We start from the raw sequence: 17,963 nt of genomic DNA, 5'->3' as shown, positions 1-17,963 counted from the left end.
TCCCCTCGCCGTGACCGTGCGCCGACCCGTCGACCGTGTCAAGGGCCCGCACGAGGGGCGAGGCGGTCGTCGGGGACGGTGTCGGTGAACTCGACCATGTCGCGGTACCCGTCGCGCGAATCGCCGTCCAGCCAGCGGAAGCGTTCGACGTCGTCGAGGTCCGGGGCCTCCTCGTCCGCGCCGTCCGCCAGCACGGATCGCGGCCACACCTCGCCGGTGTGCAGGTCGAGCGCGCCACCGGTGGTCAGGTCCCCTCGATCCTGCGCGTTCCTCGCGCCCGAGGTGTTGCCTACGACCTGGCCGACGAGGTGATCGGCGACCCGGCAGGGGCCCCGGAGTCCGGCACCCCTGCATAGTCGGGGAGCTCGATGCCGTTGATCGCGCGCTCGACCAGCTCCATGAGCGCCTCCATGTCGGGCTCCGGGCTCGGCCCGGCGTCCGGCCCGGTGGCCGCGAGGCTGTCCACGTGCATCCGGCCGATCTCCTGGTTGGCCTCGACGAACGGGCGCATCCGTGCTTCGTAGGCCGCGAACCCGACCGCGGGGTCCCACCCGGCGGCCGCCAGCTCCCCGGCCAGGAGGTACGCGCCGACCAGGGCCAGCCCGGTTCCCTGCCCGGACATCGGCGAGGAGCTGAACGCCGCGTCCCCGAGCAGCCCCACCCGCCCGCTCGACCAGCGGTCCATCACCACCTGGGCGACCTGGTCGAGGTAGAAGTCCGGACTGTCGTCCAGGTGCGCGAGGATGCGCGGGGTCAGCCAGCCCAGGCCCTCCATCCGCTCGCGCAGCAGGCGCTTCTGGGCCGCGACGTCCCGGTGGTCGACGTCGAAGTCGGCCGCGGGGAAGGACAACATGGCCATCGCCCGGGAGGCGTCCCCGATCGGCCGCAGGCCGGCGGAGCGCCCGGACTCCTGGTCCTGGTAGTCGATGAGCCAGCGGTCCAGCTCGAACTCGTTGGGCACGGTGTAGAAGGCCAGCACCAGCCCGAGGTGGCGGATGTACTGCTCGCGCGGCCCGAAGACCATCGCGCGCAACGCCGAGTGCAGCCCGTCCGCCCCGATCACCAGGTCGAAGCGCCGCCGGTCGCCGCCCGCGAAGACCACGTCGACCCCGTCCGGGTCCTGGGTGAGCTCGGCGATCCGGTCGTCGAAGACGTACTCGACACCGTCGCGGGTGTCGTCGTGGAGCACCCGGGACAGGTCCCCGCGCAGGATCTCGATGTCCGCGATGAACCCGTCGCCGCCGTGGTCGTCCGCGCGGAAGGTCTCCAGCACGTTCCCGTGCACGTCCACTGTGTACGCACCGGCGGTGTCGGTGCAGGCCGCGCGCACCGCCGCGTCCAGCCCCATCCGCCGGATGACCTCCTTGGCCACCCCGCGCGCGTCCACCGCCTGCCCGCCGGGGCGCAGTCCGGGGGCCCGCTCCACCACGGTCACGTCGGCACCCCGCCGACGCAGCCAGTGGGCCAGCGCGGGCCCCGCGATGCTCGCCCCCGCCACCAACACCCTGATACCGCTCACCGGTGCTCCCTTCGTCGACCCGTCGAGGGAAAGACCGCGACGAGGCCCGAAAATCATCGCCTGCTCGGCCTCGGCGGACCACGATCTTGACCCGGTCCTGGCCGTCCTCGCGACCGGATTCTCAACCGGGTCCACGGCCCGGACGGGAGCCGGCGGGCGCTGGACGGGGGAGCGATCCACGACCCGGCGCCGCTCGAGCGGTTTCGCGAGCCGTCGGCCGATCACGCATGGACCGCTGGGGCCGGGGTAGGCGGACAGTGGTGTTGTCCGCGCCGCGCCGCGCCGGAATCGGTGGCATCAGGGCCGAGACGAGCGCGGGGCCGTGGGATGAGGGCAGTCAGTGTGAACTGGCAGAGGTCGTTCGCGCCGGTTGTGGAGACGCCGAAGCGGGCGCGGGATGAGCTGCGCTGGTGGTTGGCCGAGCAGGGCTGGCCGGGTGGGCGGGCAGCGGAGCTGGTGGCCGCGGTCAACGAGGCGGTCACCAACGTCGTCGAGCACGCGTATCCGGTGGTCGGGTTCGCCGGCGGTGTGGTGACGGTGAGCGTGGAGTCGGTCGAGGCGGGCGGACAGCGTCGGGTCCGGCTCCGGGTGGTCGACGACGGCTGGTGGCAGCCGCGTGTCGAGCCGATCGGTCCGCCGGAGCATTTCGGCCTGGATCTGATCAGTGGCCTGATGGACGAGGTGTGGCTGCGCCGCGGCGGGATCGGAAGGCCGGGCACCGAGATCGTGATGTTGAGTCGATCGGTGCCGGACGCGCGCGGCTGAGCTGCTGGCGGGCGGCGTGATCCCATCGGGCGCCTCATCGCGGACGGCTGTGCATCCTTTGCGTCGGACTGCCGCGCATCGCGGGCAGAGGCTGAGGCGGTGTAGCCGGCCGACTCGTGGACGGGATAGCGAGTTCTCCCCGCACGACGACGTCATTCCATGCTGAGCTGCCACGATCAGAGAAGACGCCACACCTGGCTAGTCAGAATAGTCACGCATGAGTCGGACTCGCTCGGGCCGGCGCAGTCTTGCCATCGTCCGTTCCTCGATCTGGCGGATTCGTTCCCTGCTGACGCCCAGGAGCGTGCCGATCTCCTCGAGGGTGTGGGGACGGCCGTCGAAGAATCCGAACCGCAGGCGAATGAGCTCGGATTCTCGGTCCGGGAGCGCGGCGAGGATGACGGCGACCTGTCGCGAGCGGGCCTGCGCAAGGGCCGCTGCCAGGGGGTCGATCGCGTGCGGGTCGGCGAGCTGCGCGCCGAACGTGTCGGGCCCTTCCTCGTCGAGGGGTTGGTCCAACGACATCGGATTGCGGGCGTGCTGGAGCAGTTGCTCCACCACGGCGGTCGAGACGTCGAGCGCTGTGCCGATCTCGGAGGCCGTGGCCTCCCGGTCGAGGTCCTGGGCGAGGCGGCTCCGGACACGGAGAAGTCGCACGAGCAGGTCCGCCTTGTTCGACGGAAGGCGGATCGTGCGGGCCTGCTCGGCGCGACCGCGTCCGATCGCCTGGCGGATCCACCACGTGGCGTAGGTCGAGAACCTGTACCCGCGCTTGTGGTCGAACTTGTCGACCGCGCGCATCAGGCCGATGTTGCCTTCCTGGATCAGGTCGAGCAGGGGGACGTCACGGCCGCTGTGGCGGCGGGCGATGGACACCACCAACCGTAGATTGGCGGTGATCAGACCTTCGCGGGCGCGAGCACCCGCACGAACCAGCGTCCGCAGGTCGCGCCCGAGCATGCCGTCGCGGTCGTCGGCCGTCAGGGCGTGGAGTCGCTCCGCTGCCAGTACGCCGGTCTCGATGCAGCCGCCGAGCGCGACCTCCTCGGCCGCGGTGAGGAGCGGCACCCTGCGGATGCGGACGAGGTACGCCCCCAACCCGGCTGTCCCCTCCTCGTCGCGCGGAACTACGCGGGGAGGGTCGACGTCGTCGGCGGCCCTCCCCGCTGTCGGGAGGGACTCGACAAGGCGGGTACGCCGCGGTCGTCGCAACGTCGGGTCAGCGTGCCGTGCGGTTCGGGTCGACATCGCGAACCCTCTCGTGCCGGGACTCGGCTGCTTCGTGGATGTCCGAGGCCTGGAGACGGGCACCGCTGCCTTCTCGACGCTACGTCGTCGCACGGTATCTGTCGACCGGACCCTCACCGGTGCCCAGGGCGCGAAGCCGCGGGAATTCCTTCACCACCCGCCGACGGCGTCCCGTGTCCGAGATGCCGGCTCAGGTCTTGTTCCGTACCACACCGGCAACAGGCACCAGATTGCGCTCGAGGAGGGCGTAGGCCTCGGCGAGGTCCCTGACGCCTGCGGGACTGTTCCCCACCTTGGGCGCTGCTTTGACAATGGCCTCGAGGACGGCCTCGCGGGCCTGCTCGGTGAGGCTCTGACCGGACATGGGTAACTCCTCGTGCAGGCCCGCCCCGGCAGGGTGCCGGTCGGCCGCATCGCGCCAGTCTCCACCCGCCCGAGTACCTGGGTGAACCGGAGACGGGTTCGGCGGTGGTGCTCGCGTGGAGGAGACGGGTCGGCGACGGCTCGCGAGCCGGTCGAGCCGGGCGGTGGTGGGCCACCGCACCGCACCGCACAGATCATCGCCCCGCGTCGGGTTCGTTCGACGGCTCGCAGTTCCGCGCGCGCACCCGCTTCGCCGATCGATCGGCGGTGTAGCGTCGGTGGCGTCGAGGGCACAACGCACATGGGCGCACGGCCCACGTCGTCCCCGGTGAACACCGACACCGGACGGGCGACCGTGCGGAGGCTGGAGAGCCGACATGACGTCGGAACCCACCATCCCGAACGAGGGCAACCAGGGCGCGGAGCCCGTCGAGGTGTTCGGTCACGGCTTCACCGTGTCCGCCGAGGAACGTTCCCACGTGGTCGAACGTCTGGAGCACGTGCACCGCTACAGCGGTGGGGTGGAGCGCTACGAGGTCGGCCTGTTCCGCGAGCCCAACCCGCGTCTGGCGAAGCTGCGCGACCGCGTCGAGATCACGGGGATCGGGCCGGGGGTCACCGTGCGGGTCCACGCCAGCGGGCCGAGGCTCGAGCGTGCCCTCGCGGCGGCGCTCGCCAAGCTCGAGACTCGTCTGCACCGCCATCACGACCGGCGCCTTGAGCAGCAGCAGGGCACCGGGCATCAGGATCCGGTGATCGACACCACCGCGTGATCGTCCCCTGGACGCGGCACGACCGTCGCCGAGGTCGTCGCAACCACACGACGAGGCGGGGACTGAGCACCGACGAAAGTGGTCAGCGCGACCCTCTGCGGCGCTCGGCGATGTCGCGGGCCGCGCTCAGCGTCCGGGGGTCGAGCCGCCGGGTCACGATGTCGCGGGCGACCTCGGCCAACCGGAGGTTGTTGCCTCGTGAGTAGCTCCGCAGCTGTTCGAATGCCTGAGCCATGGGCACACCGGCATGCTGGGCGATGACGCCCTTCGCCTGTTCGATGACCACCCGGCTGTTCAGCGCGCTCTGCAGCTGCTCCGCGACGATCTCACCGCGGCGGATCGCCCGCTCCGCCAGGATGCCGATGGTCGCCACGTCGGCCAACGCCTGGCCCAGTGCCAGGTCGTCCGCCGGCAGCGGCCCGGGGCTGCGGTGCAGCAGGTTCAACGCACCGATCGCCTCGCCGCGCAACCGCAGCGGCAGGGCGTGCACGGACCGGAACGCCCCGCGCACGGCCACCGCGGCCACGAACCGGGGCCACCGGTCCGTCGCCGAGAGGTCGTCCACCGTCACCGCGGACGACGTCCGCACGCACTCCACGCAGGGACCCTCGCCCGCCTGCAGCTGCAGGAGCTCCATCAGCTCGGCGTCCTCGCTCGACGCCGCGACCGTGCGCAGGCCGCCGCTCGCGTCGACCAGCATGATCGCGGCCGCGTCGGACGCGAGGAGCTGGATGCTGTGCGCGATCAGCCGGTCCATGAGGTCGATCGTGTCGTAGTCGTCGACGAGGGTGTCCGCGAGCTCGACGAACGCCCGTGCGACCTGCTGCTCTCGGCCTCCTGCGGCCGACCGCGCCTCGGGATCCCGTGACTCGAACTGTCCCATCGTTACCTCGCCTCCTCCGTGAACACCAGCCGACGCTCCACCACGTCCCTCGCCACGTCGATCAGCAGACGCTGCTCGGCGAACGCCCGGGCCCGCATCCGGGCCAGTGCCTCCTCGGGACCGATCCCCAGCTGGACCAGGACCATCCCGGCGGCCTGGTGGATCTCCGGTCGCCCGAACACGCCGTCGCTCAGCCAACCGTCGTGCTCGGCGTCGACGACGAGGGCGCCGTTCCCGTCGCCGCGGACGCCGTTTCCCGGCCGCGTCCGCACCCCGAGCAGCAGGAGCCCGGCGATCTCGGCCGTCGCCAGCAGATCCTGCCACTGCCCGAGGGGGAACGTGCCCGTCCGGAGGCGGTAGAGGTCCATCACCCCGATGGTCACCGCCCCCCACCGCAGTGGCAGCGCGAACAGCGCCCGGACCGGGGTCCGCTCGGCCACCTCGGACGCGAACACCGGCCACCGCACCTGCTCGGCGGCTTCGGTGAGGTCGCCGACCAGCACCGGGGAGCCGCTCCTCGCGGCCTCGACGCAGGCGCCTTCGTTGAGGGTGGCCTGGATCTCCTCCAGCCTCAGAGCGGTCTCGTCGGTGGCCCACAACGTGCGCCGGGAGGCCTCCGCCGTCAGGACCGAGATCGCGGCCCCGTCGACGTCGAGGTACTCCACGCAGGCCTCGCAGACCCGGCGTGCGAGCTGTTCCTCGTCCAGGTCGTGCGCGACCAGGCGCGTGAGCCGAGTGGTGACCGCGCCGAGCTCAGTCACGGCGACACAGAGTGCTCCCGCGGTCCGTTTCAGAGCGGTTCACAGGCCTCCCACCCTCGCCATCGTCAGGGGATCGCGACGAGGACCTGGCCGGACACCGACGGTGAGGCGAGCATACCGGTCCACGGGATCGCGTGCAGTGCGGCTCAGGCCGTGCGCCGGCCGGTGGTCTCGCCCAGGCGGACGAGGATCTCGGTGGGCAGCTCCTCGATCTCGAGGGCGCCCCGCAGGCGCGGGAGGGCTTCGGTCGCGATGCGCTGCCGCAGCTCCGTGACCGGCGCGTCCTCCTCCGTGGTGACGGTGAGATGCAGCCGCGGCCGGAGGCGGGAGCCGGTGATCGCCGCCCGCGTCCGGCGCACGCCGGGATAGGCCTCGATCTCGTCGGCGACCGCGGTCGCTGCCGCGTCCGCGTCGAGCACCGTCGACCCGCCTGCGTCCTCGGTCGGCAGGTGCCAGGGTTCGCTGCCCGGCAGTCGCCGTCCGATCTGGGCCGCGAGCCACAGCAGACACAGCACCCCGACCAGCGCCGCGAAGGCGATCACGACGTACGCCAGCCACCCCGGCGCGGACGGACCGCCCGCGACGAGACCGTCGGCCGCGGCCTGGCCCGCCGACAGCGAAGCGAGCACACCGGTGCCGCGGAGCAGGACGTAGGCGCCGCCGAGCAGGAGGAGCACCCCCGCGAGGGTGAGCAGCGCGCGGTTGAGGCGTGCGGGCCGGTTCGGGGTCGCCATCACATGCTCCTCGCTCGGTTGATCGTCACCCGGCGCGGCCTGCGGATCACGCGAGCTCCCGGCGGGCGCGCACGGGCCGGTGCAGGGCGGTGACGGAGATGTCGACCCGGCGCGGCAGGAGCCCGGTCAGCGCCGTGACCCGCTCGACGACGTGCTCGCGGACCCGCTGAGTCACGAGGGCGACGGGGGCCGGATAGGCCACCGACAAGGTCACCTGCAGCGTCACGATCGTCCCGTCGACCCGGGCCCGGACGGTGGGGCTGCGGGCCGGCTCGTCGGCCCCGATCCGCACCCCGAGGACCCGGCCCGCCACCCCACCGACGTCGTCGACCTCGCCCGCGGCCCGAGCGGCGATCTTCTCCACCACCTCGTCGTCGACGCGTGTGCGGCCCGGTCCACCCGTGTCCTGGAGGTCCCCGAGCGCGGCATGGTCGACGGCGGCGCTCACCGGAGCGTCCGGTCGTAGGATCCCGCGCCGAACATCGACAGGTCGAGGCGGCCGTCCAGGTAGCGACAGACCGCCAGCCCCACCGCGCCGCAGACCAGGACGACGAGGAAGGCGCTGGATCCGCCGAAGACGATGGCGAGGCCGAGGGTGAGCCCGGTGATCAGCCCGAGAAGGGTCGCGTTCATGAGGGGTTCTCCTCGTGGAGGGGCCGGGGACGGCCTGGACGGTCCCCCGCAGGCGCCGGGTGACCGGTGATGTGGATCTCCACGCCGTCGGCGTGCGCCACGGGCGGCGCGGCCCGGTCGAGGGGGCCCGCGGTCACTGGACGCGCGGTTCCCGCGGCTCGGCGCGGTCCGGAGCGCTCCCTCCGTCGCTGCCACCGTCGTCGTCGGAGGGCAGGTGGACGTCGTTGACGCTGATGTTGACCTCCACCACCTCCAACCCGGTCATCCGCTCCAACGAGGTGATCACGTTGCCCCGCACGGCCTTGGCCAGCTCGACGATCGCCACGCCGTACTCGACGACCAGCTCCAGGTCGACCGCGGCCTGGGTCTCCCCCACCTCGACGGTGACGCCCTGGCTCGCGTTGGTGGTGCCGCCCGGGATCCGCTCCCGGATCGCGCCGAACGCACGGGCGGCGCCACCGCCGAGCATGTGGACGCCGTTGATCTCCCGGGCGGCGAGGCCCGCGACCTTGGAGACGACGGTCTCCGCGATGTGTGTGTTGCCCTGGCTCGTGGCCAGGGCCGTGCCGCTGGTGTTCCCGGCCGGCCCGGTCGAGGTGCGGGGTGCGGGCGTCGTGGAGCTGTTGGTGCCGGTCGGGGTGCTGTTCGAAGTGGTCGGTGTCGTCATGGAGGTCCTCCCGGTGGCGACTGGTGGTGCTCAGGTCCGGCGGCGGAGCCGGGCGAGGCGGCGCGCGGTCGGCCAGCGGACGGCGTCGACCCAGCCGAGCCGCTCGAGCGCCCAGATCACGCGGGCGGTCGGATCGACCTGGCCGCGGGCGATGCCGTGCCGCGCGCAGGTCGGGTCCGCGTGGTGCAGGTTGTGCCAGGACTCGCCCATGGACAGGACCGCGAGCGGCCACACGTTCGTCGCCCTGCCGGATCCGTCCCAGGGGCGGGTGCCGACCATGTGGCAGATCGAGTTGATGGACCAGGTGACGTGGTGCAGGACCGCGACGCGGACCAGCCCCGCCCAGAAGAACGCCGTGAACGCGCCCCACCAGGACATCGTCGCCAGGCCGCCGATCAGGGCCGGGGTGAGCAGGCTGAGCACCGTCCACAACGGGAACAGGGCGCTGATCCGGACGATGTCGCGGTCGGCGAGCAGGTCGGGCGCGAATCGGTCGGCGTTGGTGTGGTCCCGGTCGAACAGCCAGCCGAGGTGAGCGTGGAAGAACCCCCTGGCCAGCGCGAGGGGCGTGGTCCCGTAGAGCCACGGGGAGTGCGGGTCGCCCTCCTTGTCGGTGAACGCGTGGTGCCGGCGGTGGTCGGCGACCCAGCCGATGACGTCACCCTGCATCGCGAGACTCCCGGCGATGGCGAGCCCGTTGCGCAGCGGGGGACGGGCCGCGAACCCGCGGTGGGTGAAGTAGCGGTGGAACCCGACGGTGACACCGAACCCGGAGAGGAAGTAGAAGCCGACGGCGAGCCCGACGTCGAGCCACGACAGTCCCCAGCCCCAGGCCAGCGGCACGGCTCCGACCAGCGCCAGCATGGGCAGGATGGTGAAGGCGTAGACCAGACCCGCCCGGCTGCGCGACTCGCGCCCTGAGAGGACGGGCTTGGCCGGGGTGCCGGCGGCGGCTGCCGGAGGAGCCGGGGTCCGGTCGGTGGTGATGGGGTCTGCGGTCATGGGTGCTCTTCTCGATCGGTGTCGCGCACGGCGCGGATGCGTCGTGGTGGAAACCGCCGAGGTCAGGAGCGGAGACGGGCGCCCCTCCGCGAAGCGGGCCGGAGGACACGGGCGTCGAGACAAGGTTACCCACGAACGGAGTGCCCAAGCATCGGGCGGACGGGCCGTCCGAGTTGCCCACCCCGGCACACGGGCCTACCGTCGGGCCCCGATTTCGTCCGCCCTGCGCCCCGGACCCCGGCGTGGTTGACCACGATCCGTTCCCGATCCACGCAAGGGGCCGACCATGCCAGTGCGCACACCCACCCGCTCCCGTCCACCCGGCTCCGCCCGGGCCCACGACCAGGCCTGCAGAGGCGACGCGTGATCGCCGACGAGCAGGTCGTCCTGGTCGATCCGGACGGTCGCGCCGTCGGCACCGCCGACAAGCAGACCGTGCACGGTGCCGACACGCCACGCCATCTCGGCTTCTCCTGCTACGGCTTCGACGCCGCCGGACGGGTGCTGGTCACCCAGCGCTCACGTCTCAAACGGACCTTCCCCCTGGTCTGGTCGAACACCTGCTGCGGCCATCCCGCCCCGGGAGAGTCCCCCGATGACGCCGTGCGTCGCCGGCTGCCCTACGAACTCGGCGTACCTCCGGTCGACGTGCACCTCGTGCTGCCCGACTTCACCTACCGGGCCTCGTCGGGCGGCATCGAGGAGAACGAACTCTGCCCCGTGCTGGTCTGCCGGATAGAGGACGTGCCGCTCGCCCGGCCCGACGAGGTCGAGACCTGGCAGTGGTGGTCCTGGGGCCACCTACTGGAGGAGGCCGCGTCCCCCGACTCGGTCCTGTCGCCCTGGGCCCGGCTGCAGGTCCCGCTCCTGGCCGCCTCCGGGCAGGTGGAGCTCGCAGTGGGTTCCGCCCTTCGCTGAGCGGACGCCGCCGGGCCACAGCGGTCCCGCCGGACCGCGTTCCGAGAGACCGTGAGCATGTCGCTCCGGACCGAGACGGCCACCCGTGGCGTTCCGTCACGGCTCGGTACGGGTTGTCGTCCGGGAGCCGGCCGGTGAACCGCCCGTAGGCACCCAGGATCAGGAGCATCCCGCCCGCGACCAGACTGAAGATCACGTTCGGCATCCCGAACGCGAGGACGTTGAGATCGGAGTCGAGCACGAGGACGCTGCCGATCCCGACCAGCATGAACGTGATCCCCACGACGACGATGACCGTCGAGGACAACCGGCCGCCGCGGATCGCGGCCACGATCAGGATCGCACCCACGACGAGCGAGATGATCGACAGCAACCTGTTGGACGACAGTCCCAGCACGACCTGTCCGCGCGTGGAGAACATCCCGATCCGGTTGACGATGCCGACGATCCCGAAGGCGCCGAGGCCGAGGCCGAGCACGAGCCCACCCACCCGGTGCAGGGCGTCGAGATGGCGGAACGAGTCGCCCCACGAGGGGCGCCGGCCGGCGAGATGGCGGCTCATCGGACCACCCGGGCCGATCGGGGCGCCGCTGAGCCGCCCCGTGGCGTGCCGGGGTCCTGCCCCGTGGTCCCGGGGACCTCGACGGACAGGGCGGCGACGTGCGTGGTGCCGGTATCGGTGGTGGTCATGGTGCTTCTCCTCGAGTGGGGAGCGGGGGGACGGTGTGCCTGTCGTCGCGCCGGCTCGACACCGCCGTCACTCCGGTCGGCGCGTGTCGACGGGCATCCGGCCCTCCTCGATGACTGTGGTTGCGACGTCACGCAGCTCGACGTCGAAGTGCTGCGAGGTGCGCCGGAGCAACTCGAACGCCTGGCCCTCCTCGATCGGCGAGCTGGCGGCGGAGCGACGTCTCACGCCGCCCCGGCGAAGCCGTGGCGGGTCGAGGTGGACGCGGGCTCCCGATGCCACACCGGCGACGGGTCGGGGAACCTTCGACCCCGCGCCGACGCACGAAGAAGCCCCGGGTCACCGCGATGACTGAGCCTGAGCTACACCGAGGTCCGGGGCGTAAGCGGAGCACTGTGATTCACGATGAACGTAGGCTCGGTGCCAGGGCGCCGCAACCCGGCCACCGGCGCCGGTCGCCCGATCGTTCCGCGGGAATCGCGGCGCCCCAGTGGTGGTGACGAGTCCCACCGCGCGCTTTCGGTGTATCGATCACGAGCAGGGGCATCCCGGGGTTGTCACGTTGTGCAACAGCGCCGCGCGGCCCATGCACGATCCTTCGTTGCTCCGCACGGTTCTGCGCGCCGCCACCGACGCTTCTCCTCGGGCGGTCGTCGATCCGCGCGGCTCCTCCCGAGTTGCCCACCCACCGCGGCCCGCTTAGCGTCGACGCGGAGCAGCGCGATCTCGACCTTCATGCCCCGGACCCGGCGTGGCGTACGACCACCCGCGTACCGGGGCCTCGTCGTCTCCTGGCCGTCTCACGCCGGTCCGGGTCCGACCGCCCCGCTGCGTCCCGATCCCGTCGAGCATGAGCGGGTCGGCCGAGTCCGACCGCTGTCGCCGCAGATCTCCACTCGACCCAAGGGATCATCGATGTCCTCTCGCAACACCGTCCTCCGCAGCCTCCACGACGTCGGCCTCGCCGCCTGGTTCGGCGGCTCGCTCGCCGGCGCGGTCGCCGTGAACGGCGCCGCCGCCGACCTGCCCGACCCGACACGACGGCTGAAGACCGCGAACACCGGCTGGGCCCGCTGGACCCCCGTCAACGCCGCAGCGATCGCCGCGCACCTGATCGGCGGCGCCGGCATCCTGAGCGCCAACCGCACACGGGTCGGGACCCAGGCCGGGGTCAAGGCGTCCACCGTCTCGAAGCTGGCCCTCACCGCCGCGGCACTGGGGACGACCGCCTACAGCGGCGTGCTCGGTAGCCGGCTCCGCAAGGCCGAGGGAGTTCCGGTCGAGGGCGCCACCGACCCGGCCCCGGTCACCCCACCCGGGGTGGCGGCCACCCAGAAGCAGCTCGACGTCTGCCAGTGGGTGATCCCCGCCCTGACCGCCGGCATGCTGGTCCTGACCGCGGTGCACGGTGAGCAGCAGCGCCCCGGGCAGCAGCTCGCGGGTGTCCTCGGCGCTCCCGGCCGGTGGCTCCGTGCCGCCGCGTGACCCGGCCACCCCGGCCTCCTCACCACCCGGCTCGACCGCACGCGGATCGAGCCCACCCCGATCGGAGTACCACCGATGAGCAGTTCCGCCACCTCCCCCTCTGACACCGACCGCCGCAGCCCGTTGCGCCTCGCCGCCGCCGGCGTGGGCGCGGTCTTCCTCCTCGTCGGCATCCTCGGCTTCGTCCCCGGCGTCACCAGCGGCTACGACCAGCTGACGTTCGCCGGCCATGAGTCCGGCGCCCTCCTGCTCGGGGTGTTCGCCGTCTCGATCCTGCACAACCTGGTCCACCTGGCCTTCGGAGTCGCCGGGCTGGCCCTCTCCCGCCGCGCCGACACCGCCCGCAACTACCTGCTCTACGGCGGCATCGTCTATGCGGTCCTCTGGATCTACGGGCTCGTGATCGACCACGACAGCGACGCCAACGTCGTGCCGGTCAACTCGGCCGACAACTGGTTGCACCTCGGCCTCGCCGTCCTGATGGTCGCCCTCGCCCTCGTCCTCGGACGCCGCGCGAGCCGATCCGAGGGGATCGGGTGACGACCCGCGACCGCCTCGCGGAACTGTCCGCTGCCGGGGTCTCGGTCTGGCTCGACGACCTCTCCCGCGAACGCCTCCGCTCCGGCACCCTCGCCGCGCTGATCCGCGACCGCAGCGTGGTCGGGGTGACGACCAACCCCACCATCTTCGCGACCGCCCTGTCGCAGGGCGATGCCTACGACCCGCAGGTCCGCGAGCTCGCGTCCGCAGGCGCCGACGTCGACGCGGCCATCCGCGCCGTCACGGTCGCCGACGTGCAGGAGGCCTGTGACCTGTTCCGCGGGACCTGGGAGAACAGCGGCGGCGTCGACGGCCGGGTGTCGCTCGAGGTCGACCCGACCCTCGCCCACGACTCCGACGCGACCGTCGACGACGCGATCGACCTGTGGAGGTCCGTCGACCGCCCCAACCTGCTGGTGAAGATCCCTGCGACCGAGCAGGGCATTCCGGCGATCGTCCGCGTGCTGGCCGAGGGCGTCAGCGTGAACGTCACCCTGATCTTCTCCGTCGAACGCTACGAGCGCGTCGCCGAGGCGTACCTCGACGGACTCACCCTGGCCGAGCGCAACGGCCACGACCTGCGCGGGATCGCCTCGGTCGCGTCGTTCTTCGTCTCCCGCGTCGACGGCGAGATCGACCGCAGGCTCGACGCCCTCGACACGGACGACGCCCGAGCCCTGCGGGGCAGGGCCGCGGTGGCGAACTCGCGGCTGGCCTACGCCGCCTTCGACGCGGTCACCGCCTCCGAGCGCTGGGAGCGGCTGCGTGCGCGCGGTGCGACCCCACAACGTCCACTGTGGGCCTCCATCGGGGTCAAGAACCCCGACTACCCCGACACGCTGTACGTGTCCGAGCTGGTGGTCGCCGGCACCGTCAGCACGATGCCGGAGAAGACGCTGCAGGCCTTCGCCGACCACGGCGACACCACCGGCGACCGCGTCACCGGGTACGCCGACGACGCCCGTGCGGTGTTCGACGGGCCGGAGGCGGTCGGGATCGACCTCACCGAGGTCTTCCTCGCCCTCGAGAGCGACGGCGTGGCCGCCTTCGAGAAGTCCTGGCTCGAGCTCCAGGACACCGTGCGGCAGCAACTCGCCGCCGCCCAGCACTGACCCGACCGAGAGGAACCCCATGTACCTGCACGTGCAACGCCTGATCAACGAGATCGTCCCCGACGAGCCGGACCCGGCCGCCGCCAACGCCCTCCAGGAGGGCCTGGGCGGCCAGTTCGGCGAGATGCGCACGATGATGCAGTACCTGTTCCAGAGCATGAACTTCCGCGGCGCCACCGCGAAGCCCTACCGCGACCTCCTGCAGGGCATCGGGACCGAGGAGATCAGCCACGTCGAACTCATCGGCACCACCATCGCCCGGCTCACCGACGGTTCCCCTCACTACAAGGGTTCGGCCACCAAGCCGGTCGACGAGCCCGGCAAGGGCGGGAACACTCCGCTGGCCGACGCCCTGAGCGTGGGCAACATCCACCACTACCTGGTCGGGGCGCAGGGCGCACTCCCCGTGGACGCCGCCGGGAACCCGTGGTCGGGCTCCTACGTCTACAACAGCGGCAACCTCGTGCTCGACCTGCTCTACAACCTGATGCTCGAGTCCACGGGTCGCCTGCAGAAGTGCCGCATCTACGAGATGACGGCCAACAAGACCGCGCGGGCCACGATCGCCTACCTCATCGTGCGCGACCAGGCCCACGAGAACGCCTACGCGAAGGCGCTGGAGAGCCTCGGCATCGACTGGGGCAGGTCCCTGCCGATCCCGAAGACGGACGCCGAGCGGTTCCCGGAGGTGAAGGTCCTCCTTGACCAGGGCCTGCACCTCAAGCAGTACACCTTCGACCTCGACAACCTCTCGGAGGCCGGGAAGATCTTCCGCGGCGCGGCACCCGCGGCCACGGAGGGCGACACGCTGACCACCGAGCAGATGCCCGAGGGATTCCCGCAGGACATCGCCGTCGAGCGGCCTGAGGAGTTCGCGCCCGGCCTCGATCCCGCACTGCTCGAACTCGTGCAGCAGACGGCCGAGCTCGAGCTGGCCACCGCGGACCGCCCCGCAGGCAGCTAACGCTCGACGGACGGCCTCGATGCTCCCGGTGCCCCTGGATCCAAACCCGGCGCAGGGCACTCCCGCTCGCACTCGACGGCCCGTCGCACGGAGTACCGTGAAGAGGTCGCTCCGGACCGAGGCGACTGCACGTGGCGACTCCGCCACGCGTCCGCCGAACCGGAGAGAGCCGACATGTCAGCAGCCTCCCGTGCGCCCGGGCGCACTGCCCCGGTCCCGTCGGACGAGTACGAGACGATCAGGCGCCGGCACAACGTCGTCGTGACCGGTCGTCGTGACGGTCCGGTCGTCGTCCTGGCCCACGGTTTCGGCTGCGACCAGAACATGTGGCGGTTCGTGCTCGACGACCTGGCCGCTCGATGCACGGTCGTCCTCTTCGACCACGTGGGCGCCGGCCGCTCGGACCTCTCGGCGTGGTCGGCGGAGCGCTACGGCAGCCTCGACGCCTACGCCTCGGACGTCGTCAACCTCTGCCGGGCGCTCGATCTGGGTGAGGTGGTCTACGTCGGACACTCGGTCAGCGCGTCGGTCGGTGTGCTCGCCGCGATCCGCGCACCGGAGCTGTTCGCCGGTCTCGCCCTGCTGACGCCCTCCCCCCACTACCTCGAGGACGGCGACTACCACGGCGGGTTCACCGCCGACGACATCGAGGAGCTCCTCACCGCCCTGGACAGCAACTACCTCGGCTGGTCCGCCACGATGGCGCCGGTGATCATGGGCGCTCCCGGGCAGCCCGAGCTCGCCCGAGAGCTCTCCGACAGCTTCTGCCGGGCAGATCCGCAGGTCGCCGCGGTGTTCGCGCGAGCGACGTTCCTGGCCGACAACCGGTCCGATCTCGCGAAGGTCACGACACCGAGCCTGGTCGTCCAGAGTGCCCAGGACTCCATAGCCCCGCCGGAGGTCGGCCGGTACGTCCACCGCCAGATGGCCGGGAGCCGCCTGGTGGTCCTGGACACCACCGGCCACTGCCCCCACATGAGCTCACCCGAGGTCACCGCCCGCGCGCTGCTCGACTTCGTGTTCTCCGACCTGGTCGCCGTCGCCTGATGACCGGCGCGCCGCGCGAGCCGGCGGCCTTCCCGGGGACCTTCGCCGATCTGGCGCCCTGCGGGCTGCTGGTCCTGGATCCGGGCGGCACCGTGCTGCACGTCAACGCCACCCTGCTCGGCTGGGTGGGCCGGGACCGGGACGCCGTCGAGCACCGGGTGCGCTTCGCCGACCTGCTCTCGGTGGGCGGGCGGATCTACTACGAGACCCACGTCGCCCCGCTCCTCATGGGCCGGGGCCGGGCGGAGGGCATCGCCGCCGAGCTGCGTGCGGCCGGTGGCCGGCGGCGGCCCGTCCTGATCACCGCCGTCACGGACGTGGACGACCCGGCCGGAGAGGTCCGGGTCGTGGTGTACGACGCCGGCCCGCGCCGGGCCTACGAGGACGAACTGCTCAGGGCTCGTCACGAGGCCGAGCAGGAACGCGCCGTCAGCCAGACCCTCGCCGCCACCCTGCAGCAGACGCTGCTCCCGCCGGCCCTCCCCGCGGTGCCCGGCCTCGCGGCCGCCGCGGCCTACCACAGCGCGTCGCCCGACCAGGTCGGCGGAGACTTCTACGACCTCTTCCCCCTCGTCGGGAGCCGGTGGGGCCTGTTCCTCGGCGACGTGTGCGGCAAGGGCGCCGACGCCGCCGTGCTCACCTCGCTGGCCCGCTACACGCTGCGCGCGGCTGCCGCCCACGACCCCGATCCCGTCTCCGGTCTGCGGTCCCTGCACTCGGTCCTGATGCAGAACGCCGGCGACGGCGCCCTGCGCCGCTTCTGCACCGTCCACAACGCGACACTCTCCCGGACGGCGGACCGGACCTTTGCCCTCGACCTGGCCAGCGGTGGACACCCGGCCCCGGTTCTCGTGCGCGCCGACGGCGCCACCGGTCTCGTCGACGTCGACCACGGCCAGCCCGTCGGGCTCATCCGCGACCCCTCCTTCGGCCGCACCACGGTCCTCCTGCACCCCGGGGACACCATGCTGCTCTACACCGACGGTCTCACCGAGGCCCGCCTGCCCCCCGACGCTGCCGCGGTCGCCGACACCGGGCCGGCGCCGTACGCCTCACGACACGGCCGGATGGACGAGGACGGCCTGCTGGAACTCGTGACGAGCCTCGGACCCGTTGCGCCCGAAGCACTGGTCCAGGCCGTCACCACCTTCCTTGTCAGCCTCGGCGAGGGCCTCGAGGACGACGTCGCGATCCTGGCGTTGGGGGTTCCCGCCTGACACGCGCTGCCGCAACGTCTGGCAGACCTGCGGGGGCGCGTGGCGCAGGACCTCCCACTCGCGGCCGGTGACGCCGAGCGCACGCAGGGCCGGCGGGACCACCGTCCCGTCCCGCCCCGGGCGGGGAAACCGGCAGGCCGAGCATCCGCAGCCGCTCTCGGCACCAGCGCACGAGTCGCACCTCGCCGGCCGGTTCCCAGCGCGTCAACGCCTCGCGGAGCAGCACCTCGGCGTCGAATGCGGCCGTGGCGCCGGTCGGGCCGATCATCAGGCTGCGTTGGAACAGGCGCTCGTGATCGCGACCGGCGAGGCTCGCGTCGGCCGCCTCGACGAGCTCCCGCAACCGTGCGAGGGCACCGGCCCGTGCGGCGACGACCGCGTCGCCGTACTGCAGTGCGGCCCGGTTGGCGACCTGCCCCCGACCCGCAGCAGGACGCGGACCGAATGGATGAGCGGCCGTCAACGAACGGGGTCGTGCCAGGAGTCCCCCTCGGGCAGCAGGTCGTCGGCCTCCTTGGGCCCCCAGGTGCCGCGCTGGTAGCGCTGCAGGGGCACGACGTCGCCGAGGATCGGGTCGACCACCCGCCAGGCGGCCTCGACGGTGTCCTGCCGGGCGAACAGGATCCGGTTGCCGTCCAGGGCCG

General features: G+C 72.2%; 22 protein-coding genes and 2 pseudogenes. 9 read left to right on the top strand and 15 right to left on the bottom strand.

What is annotated here, in order from left to right; all coding sequences use genetic code 11:
• Positions 1-38: 38 nt before the first annotated feature.
• Both AB0B41_RS20360 and AB0B41_RS20355 read right to left on the bottom strand, forming a co-directional pair.
• Entirely contained in the window at positions 39-209 is a 171-nt protein-coding gene (locus AB0B41_RS20360) for a hypothetical protein (RefSeq protein WP_358205437.1), read from the bottom strand.
• An 80-nt stretch (positions 210-289) separates the two neighbouring features.
• The gene (locus AB0B41_RS20355) at positions 290-1,519 is read right to left on the bottom strand and encodes an FAD-dependent monooxygenase (RefSeq protein WP_358205435.1); all 1,230 of its coding nucleotides are present in this window, start codon (positions 1,517-1,519) and stop codon (positions 290-292) included.
• Between the two features lie 327 nt (positions 1,520-1,846).
• Between AB0B41_RS20355 and AB0B41_RS20350 the strand changes: the two genes are divergently transcribed.
• The gene (locus AB0B41_RS20350) at positions 1,847-2,284 is read left to right on the top strand and encodes an ATP-binding protein (protein ID WP_358205433.1); all 438 of its coding nucleotides are present in this window, start codon (positions 1,847-1,849) and stop codon (positions 2,282-2,284) included.
• Positions 2,285-2,482: 198 nt separating this feature from the next.
• Here AB0B41_RS20350 and AB0B41_RS20345 read toward each other — a convergent pair whose 3' ends face one another.
• Both AB0B41_RS20345 and AB0B41_RS20340 read right to left on the bottom strand, forming a co-directional pair.
• Entirely contained in the window at positions 2,483-3,532 is a 1,050-nt protein-coding gene (locus tag AB0B41_RS20345; protein WP_358205430.1) for a sigma-70 family RNA polymerase sigma factor, read from the bottom strand.
• 190 nt (positions 3,533-3,722) lie between these two features.
• Positions 3,723-3,896 (bottom strand): hypothetical protein, encoded by a 174-nt coding sequence (locus AB0B41_RS20340; RefSeq protein ID WP_358205428.1) that lies wholly within the window; start codon positions 3,894-3,896, stop codon positions 3,723-3,725.
• 376 nt (positions 3,897-4,272) lie between these two features.
• Here AB0B41_RS20340 and AB0B41_RS20335 point away from each other — a divergent pair, with 376 nt between their 5' ends.
• Positions 4,273-4,668: an HPF/RaiA family ribosome-associated protein gene (locus tag AB0B41_RS20335; protein ID WP_358205426.1), complete on the top strand. Its 396-nt coding sequence runs from the start codon at positions 4,273-4,275 to the stop codon at positions 4,666-4,668.
• Positions 4,669-4,750: 82 nt separating this feature from the next.
• Here AB0B41_RS20335 and AB0B41_RS20330 read toward each other — a convergent pair whose 3' ends face one another.
• The 7 genes from AB0B41_RS20330 to AB0B41_RS20300 all read right to left on the bottom strand — a co-directional run bounded on the left by AB0B41_RS20330 (position 4,751) and on the right by AB0B41_RS20300 (position 9,348).
• Positions 4,751-5,551 (bottom strand): GAF and ANTAR domain-containing protein, encoded by an 801-nt coding sequence (locus AB0B41_RS20330; protein WP_358205424.1) that lies wholly within the window; start codon positions 5,549-5,551, stop codon positions 4,751-4,753.
• A 2-nt stretch (positions 5,552-5,553) separates the two neighbouring features.
• A complete protein-coding gene (locus tag AB0B41_RS20325) occupies positions 5,554-6,312 on the bottom strand; it encodes a GAF and ANTAR domain-containing protein (protein ID WP_358205421.1) in 759 nt (252 codons plus the stop codon).
• 146 nt (positions 6,313-6,458) lie between these two features.
• Entirely contained in the window at positions 6,459-7,046 is a 588-nt protein-coding gene (locus tag AB0B41_RS20320; RefSeq protein ID WP_358205418.1) for an alkaline shock response membrane anchor protein AmaP, read from the bottom strand.
• A 46-nt stretch (positions 7,047-7,092) separates the two neighbouring features.
• A complete protein-coding gene (locus AB0B41_RS20315) occupies positions 7,093-7,494 on the bottom strand; it encodes an Asp23/Gls24 family envelope stress response protein (protein ID WP_358205416.1) in 402 nt (133 codons plus the stop codon).
• On the bottom strand, positions 7,491-7,679 hold the full coding sequence (locus AB0B41_RS20310) for a hypothetical protein (RefSeq protein WP_358205414.1): 189 nt from the start codon (positions 7,677-7,679) through the stop codon (positions 7,491-7,493). Before AB0B41_RS20310 ends, AB0B41_RS20315 begins: the two co-directional genes overlap by 4 nt.
• Before the next feature lie 133 nt (positions 7,680-7,812).
• Positions 7,813-8,346, bottom strand: a complete 534-nt coding sequence (locus AB0B41_RS20305; protein WP_358205411.1) for an Asp23/Gls24 family envelope stress response protein — start codon at positions 8,344-8,346, stop codon at positions 7,813-7,815.
• A gap of 30 nt (positions 8,347-8,376) precedes the next feature.
• The gene (locus AB0B41_RS20300; RefSeq protein WP_358205409.1) at positions 8,377-9,348 is read right to left on the bottom strand and encodes an acyl-CoA desaturase; all 972 of its coding nucleotides are present in this window, start codon (positions 9,346-9,348) and stop codon (positions 8,377-8,379) included.
• 363 nt (positions 9,349-9,711) lie between these two features.
• Here AB0B41_RS20300 and idi point away from each other — a divergent pair, with 363 nt between their 5' ends.
• Positions 9,712-10,266: an isopentenyl-diphosphate Delta-isomerase gene (idi, locus tag AB0B41_RS20295; RefSeq protein WP_358205407.1), complete on the top strand. Its 555-nt coding sequence runs from the start codon at positions 9,712-9,714 to the stop codon at positions 10,264-10,266.
• A gap of 160 nt (positions 10,267-10,426) precedes the next feature.
• On the opposite strand, the pseudogene AB0B41_RS20290 reads toward idi, so the two are convergent.
• The 3 genes and pseudogenes from AB0B41_RS20290 to AB0B41_RS20280 all read right to left on the bottom strand — a co-directional run.
• A pseudogene (locus AB0B41_RS20290) lies at positions 10,427-10,828 on the bottom strand (DUF4383 domain-containing protein); the annotation flags it as partial.
• Complete coding sequence (locus AB0B41_RS20285; protein ID WP_358205405.1) at positions 10,825-10,956, bottom strand: hypothetical protein; 132 nt, start codon at positions 10,954-10,956, stop codon at positions 10,825-10,827. The pseudogene AB0B41_RS20290 and the gene AB0B41_RS20285, both read right to left, overlap by 4 nt.
• Positions 10,957-11,023: 67 nt before the next feature.
• The gene (locus tag AB0B41_RS20280) at positions 11,024-11,182 is read right to left on the bottom strand and encodes an ANTAR domain-containing protein (protein ID WP_358205402.1); all 159 of its coding nucleotides are present in this window, start codon (positions 11,180-11,182) and stop codon (positions 11,024-11,026) included.
• Between the two features lie 687 nt (positions 11,183-11,869).
• Here AB0B41_RS20280 and AB0B41_RS20275 point away from each other — a divergent pair.
• From AB0B41_RS20275 to AB0B41_RS20250, 6 genes are all read left to right on the top strand, one after another.
• The gene (locus AB0B41_RS20275) at positions 11,870-12,439 is read left to right on the top strand and encodes a hypothetical protein (RefSeq protein ID WP_358205400.1); all 570 of its coding nucleotides are present in this window, start codon (positions 11,870-11,872) and stop codon (positions 12,437-12,439) included.
• Between the two features lie 75 nt (positions 12,440-12,514).
• Positions 12,515-12,979: a DUF4383 domain-containing protein gene (locus AB0B41_RS20270; protein WP_358205397.1), complete on the top strand. Its 465-nt coding sequence runs from the start codon at positions 12,515-12,517 to the stop codon at positions 12,977-12,979.
• A complete protein-coding gene (gene tal, locus AB0B41_RS20265) occupies positions 12,976-14,091 on the top strand; it encodes a transaldolase (protein WP_358205395.1) in 1,116 nt (371 codons plus the stop codon). Before AB0B41_RS20270 ends, tal begins: the two co-directional genes overlap by 4 nt.
• 19 nt (positions 14,092-14,110) lie before the next feature.
• Entirely contained in the window at positions 14,111-15,055 is a 945-nt protein-coding gene (locus AB0B41_RS20260) for a manganese catalase family protein (RefSeq protein WP_358205392.1), read from the top strand.
• Between the two features lie 174 nt (positions 15,056-15,229).
• The gene (locus AB0B41_RS20255; protein ID WP_358205390.1) at positions 15,230-16,102 is read left to right on the top strand and encodes an alpha/beta hydrolase; all 873 of its coding nucleotides are present in this window, start codon (positions 15,230-15,232) and stop codon (positions 16,100-16,102) included.
• Positions 16,102-17,319 (top strand): SpoIIE family protein phosphatase, encoded by a 1,218-nt coding sequence (locus AB0B41_RS20250; RefSeq protein ID WP_358205388.1) that lies wholly within the window; start codon positions 16,102-16,104, stop codon positions 17,317-17,319. The genes AB0B41_RS20255 and AB0B41_RS20250 overlap by 1 nt, the downstream gene beginning before the upstream one ends.
• A gap of 459 nt (positions 17,320-17,778) precedes the next feature.
• Here the strand turns inward: AB0B41_RS20250 and AB0B41_RS20245 are convergent.
• Positions 17,779-17,963, bottom strand: a pseudogene (locus AB0B41_RS20245) (glucose-6-phosphate dehydrogenase); the annotation flags it as partial.

The organism is Pseudonocardia sp. NPDC049154, from assembly GCF_040648315.1.
Classification (GTDB): Bacteria; Actinomycetota; Actinomycetes; order Mycobacteriales; family Pseudonocardiaceae; genus Pseudonocardia.
This window is presented reverse-complemented; position numbering and strand designations above follow the sequence as displayed.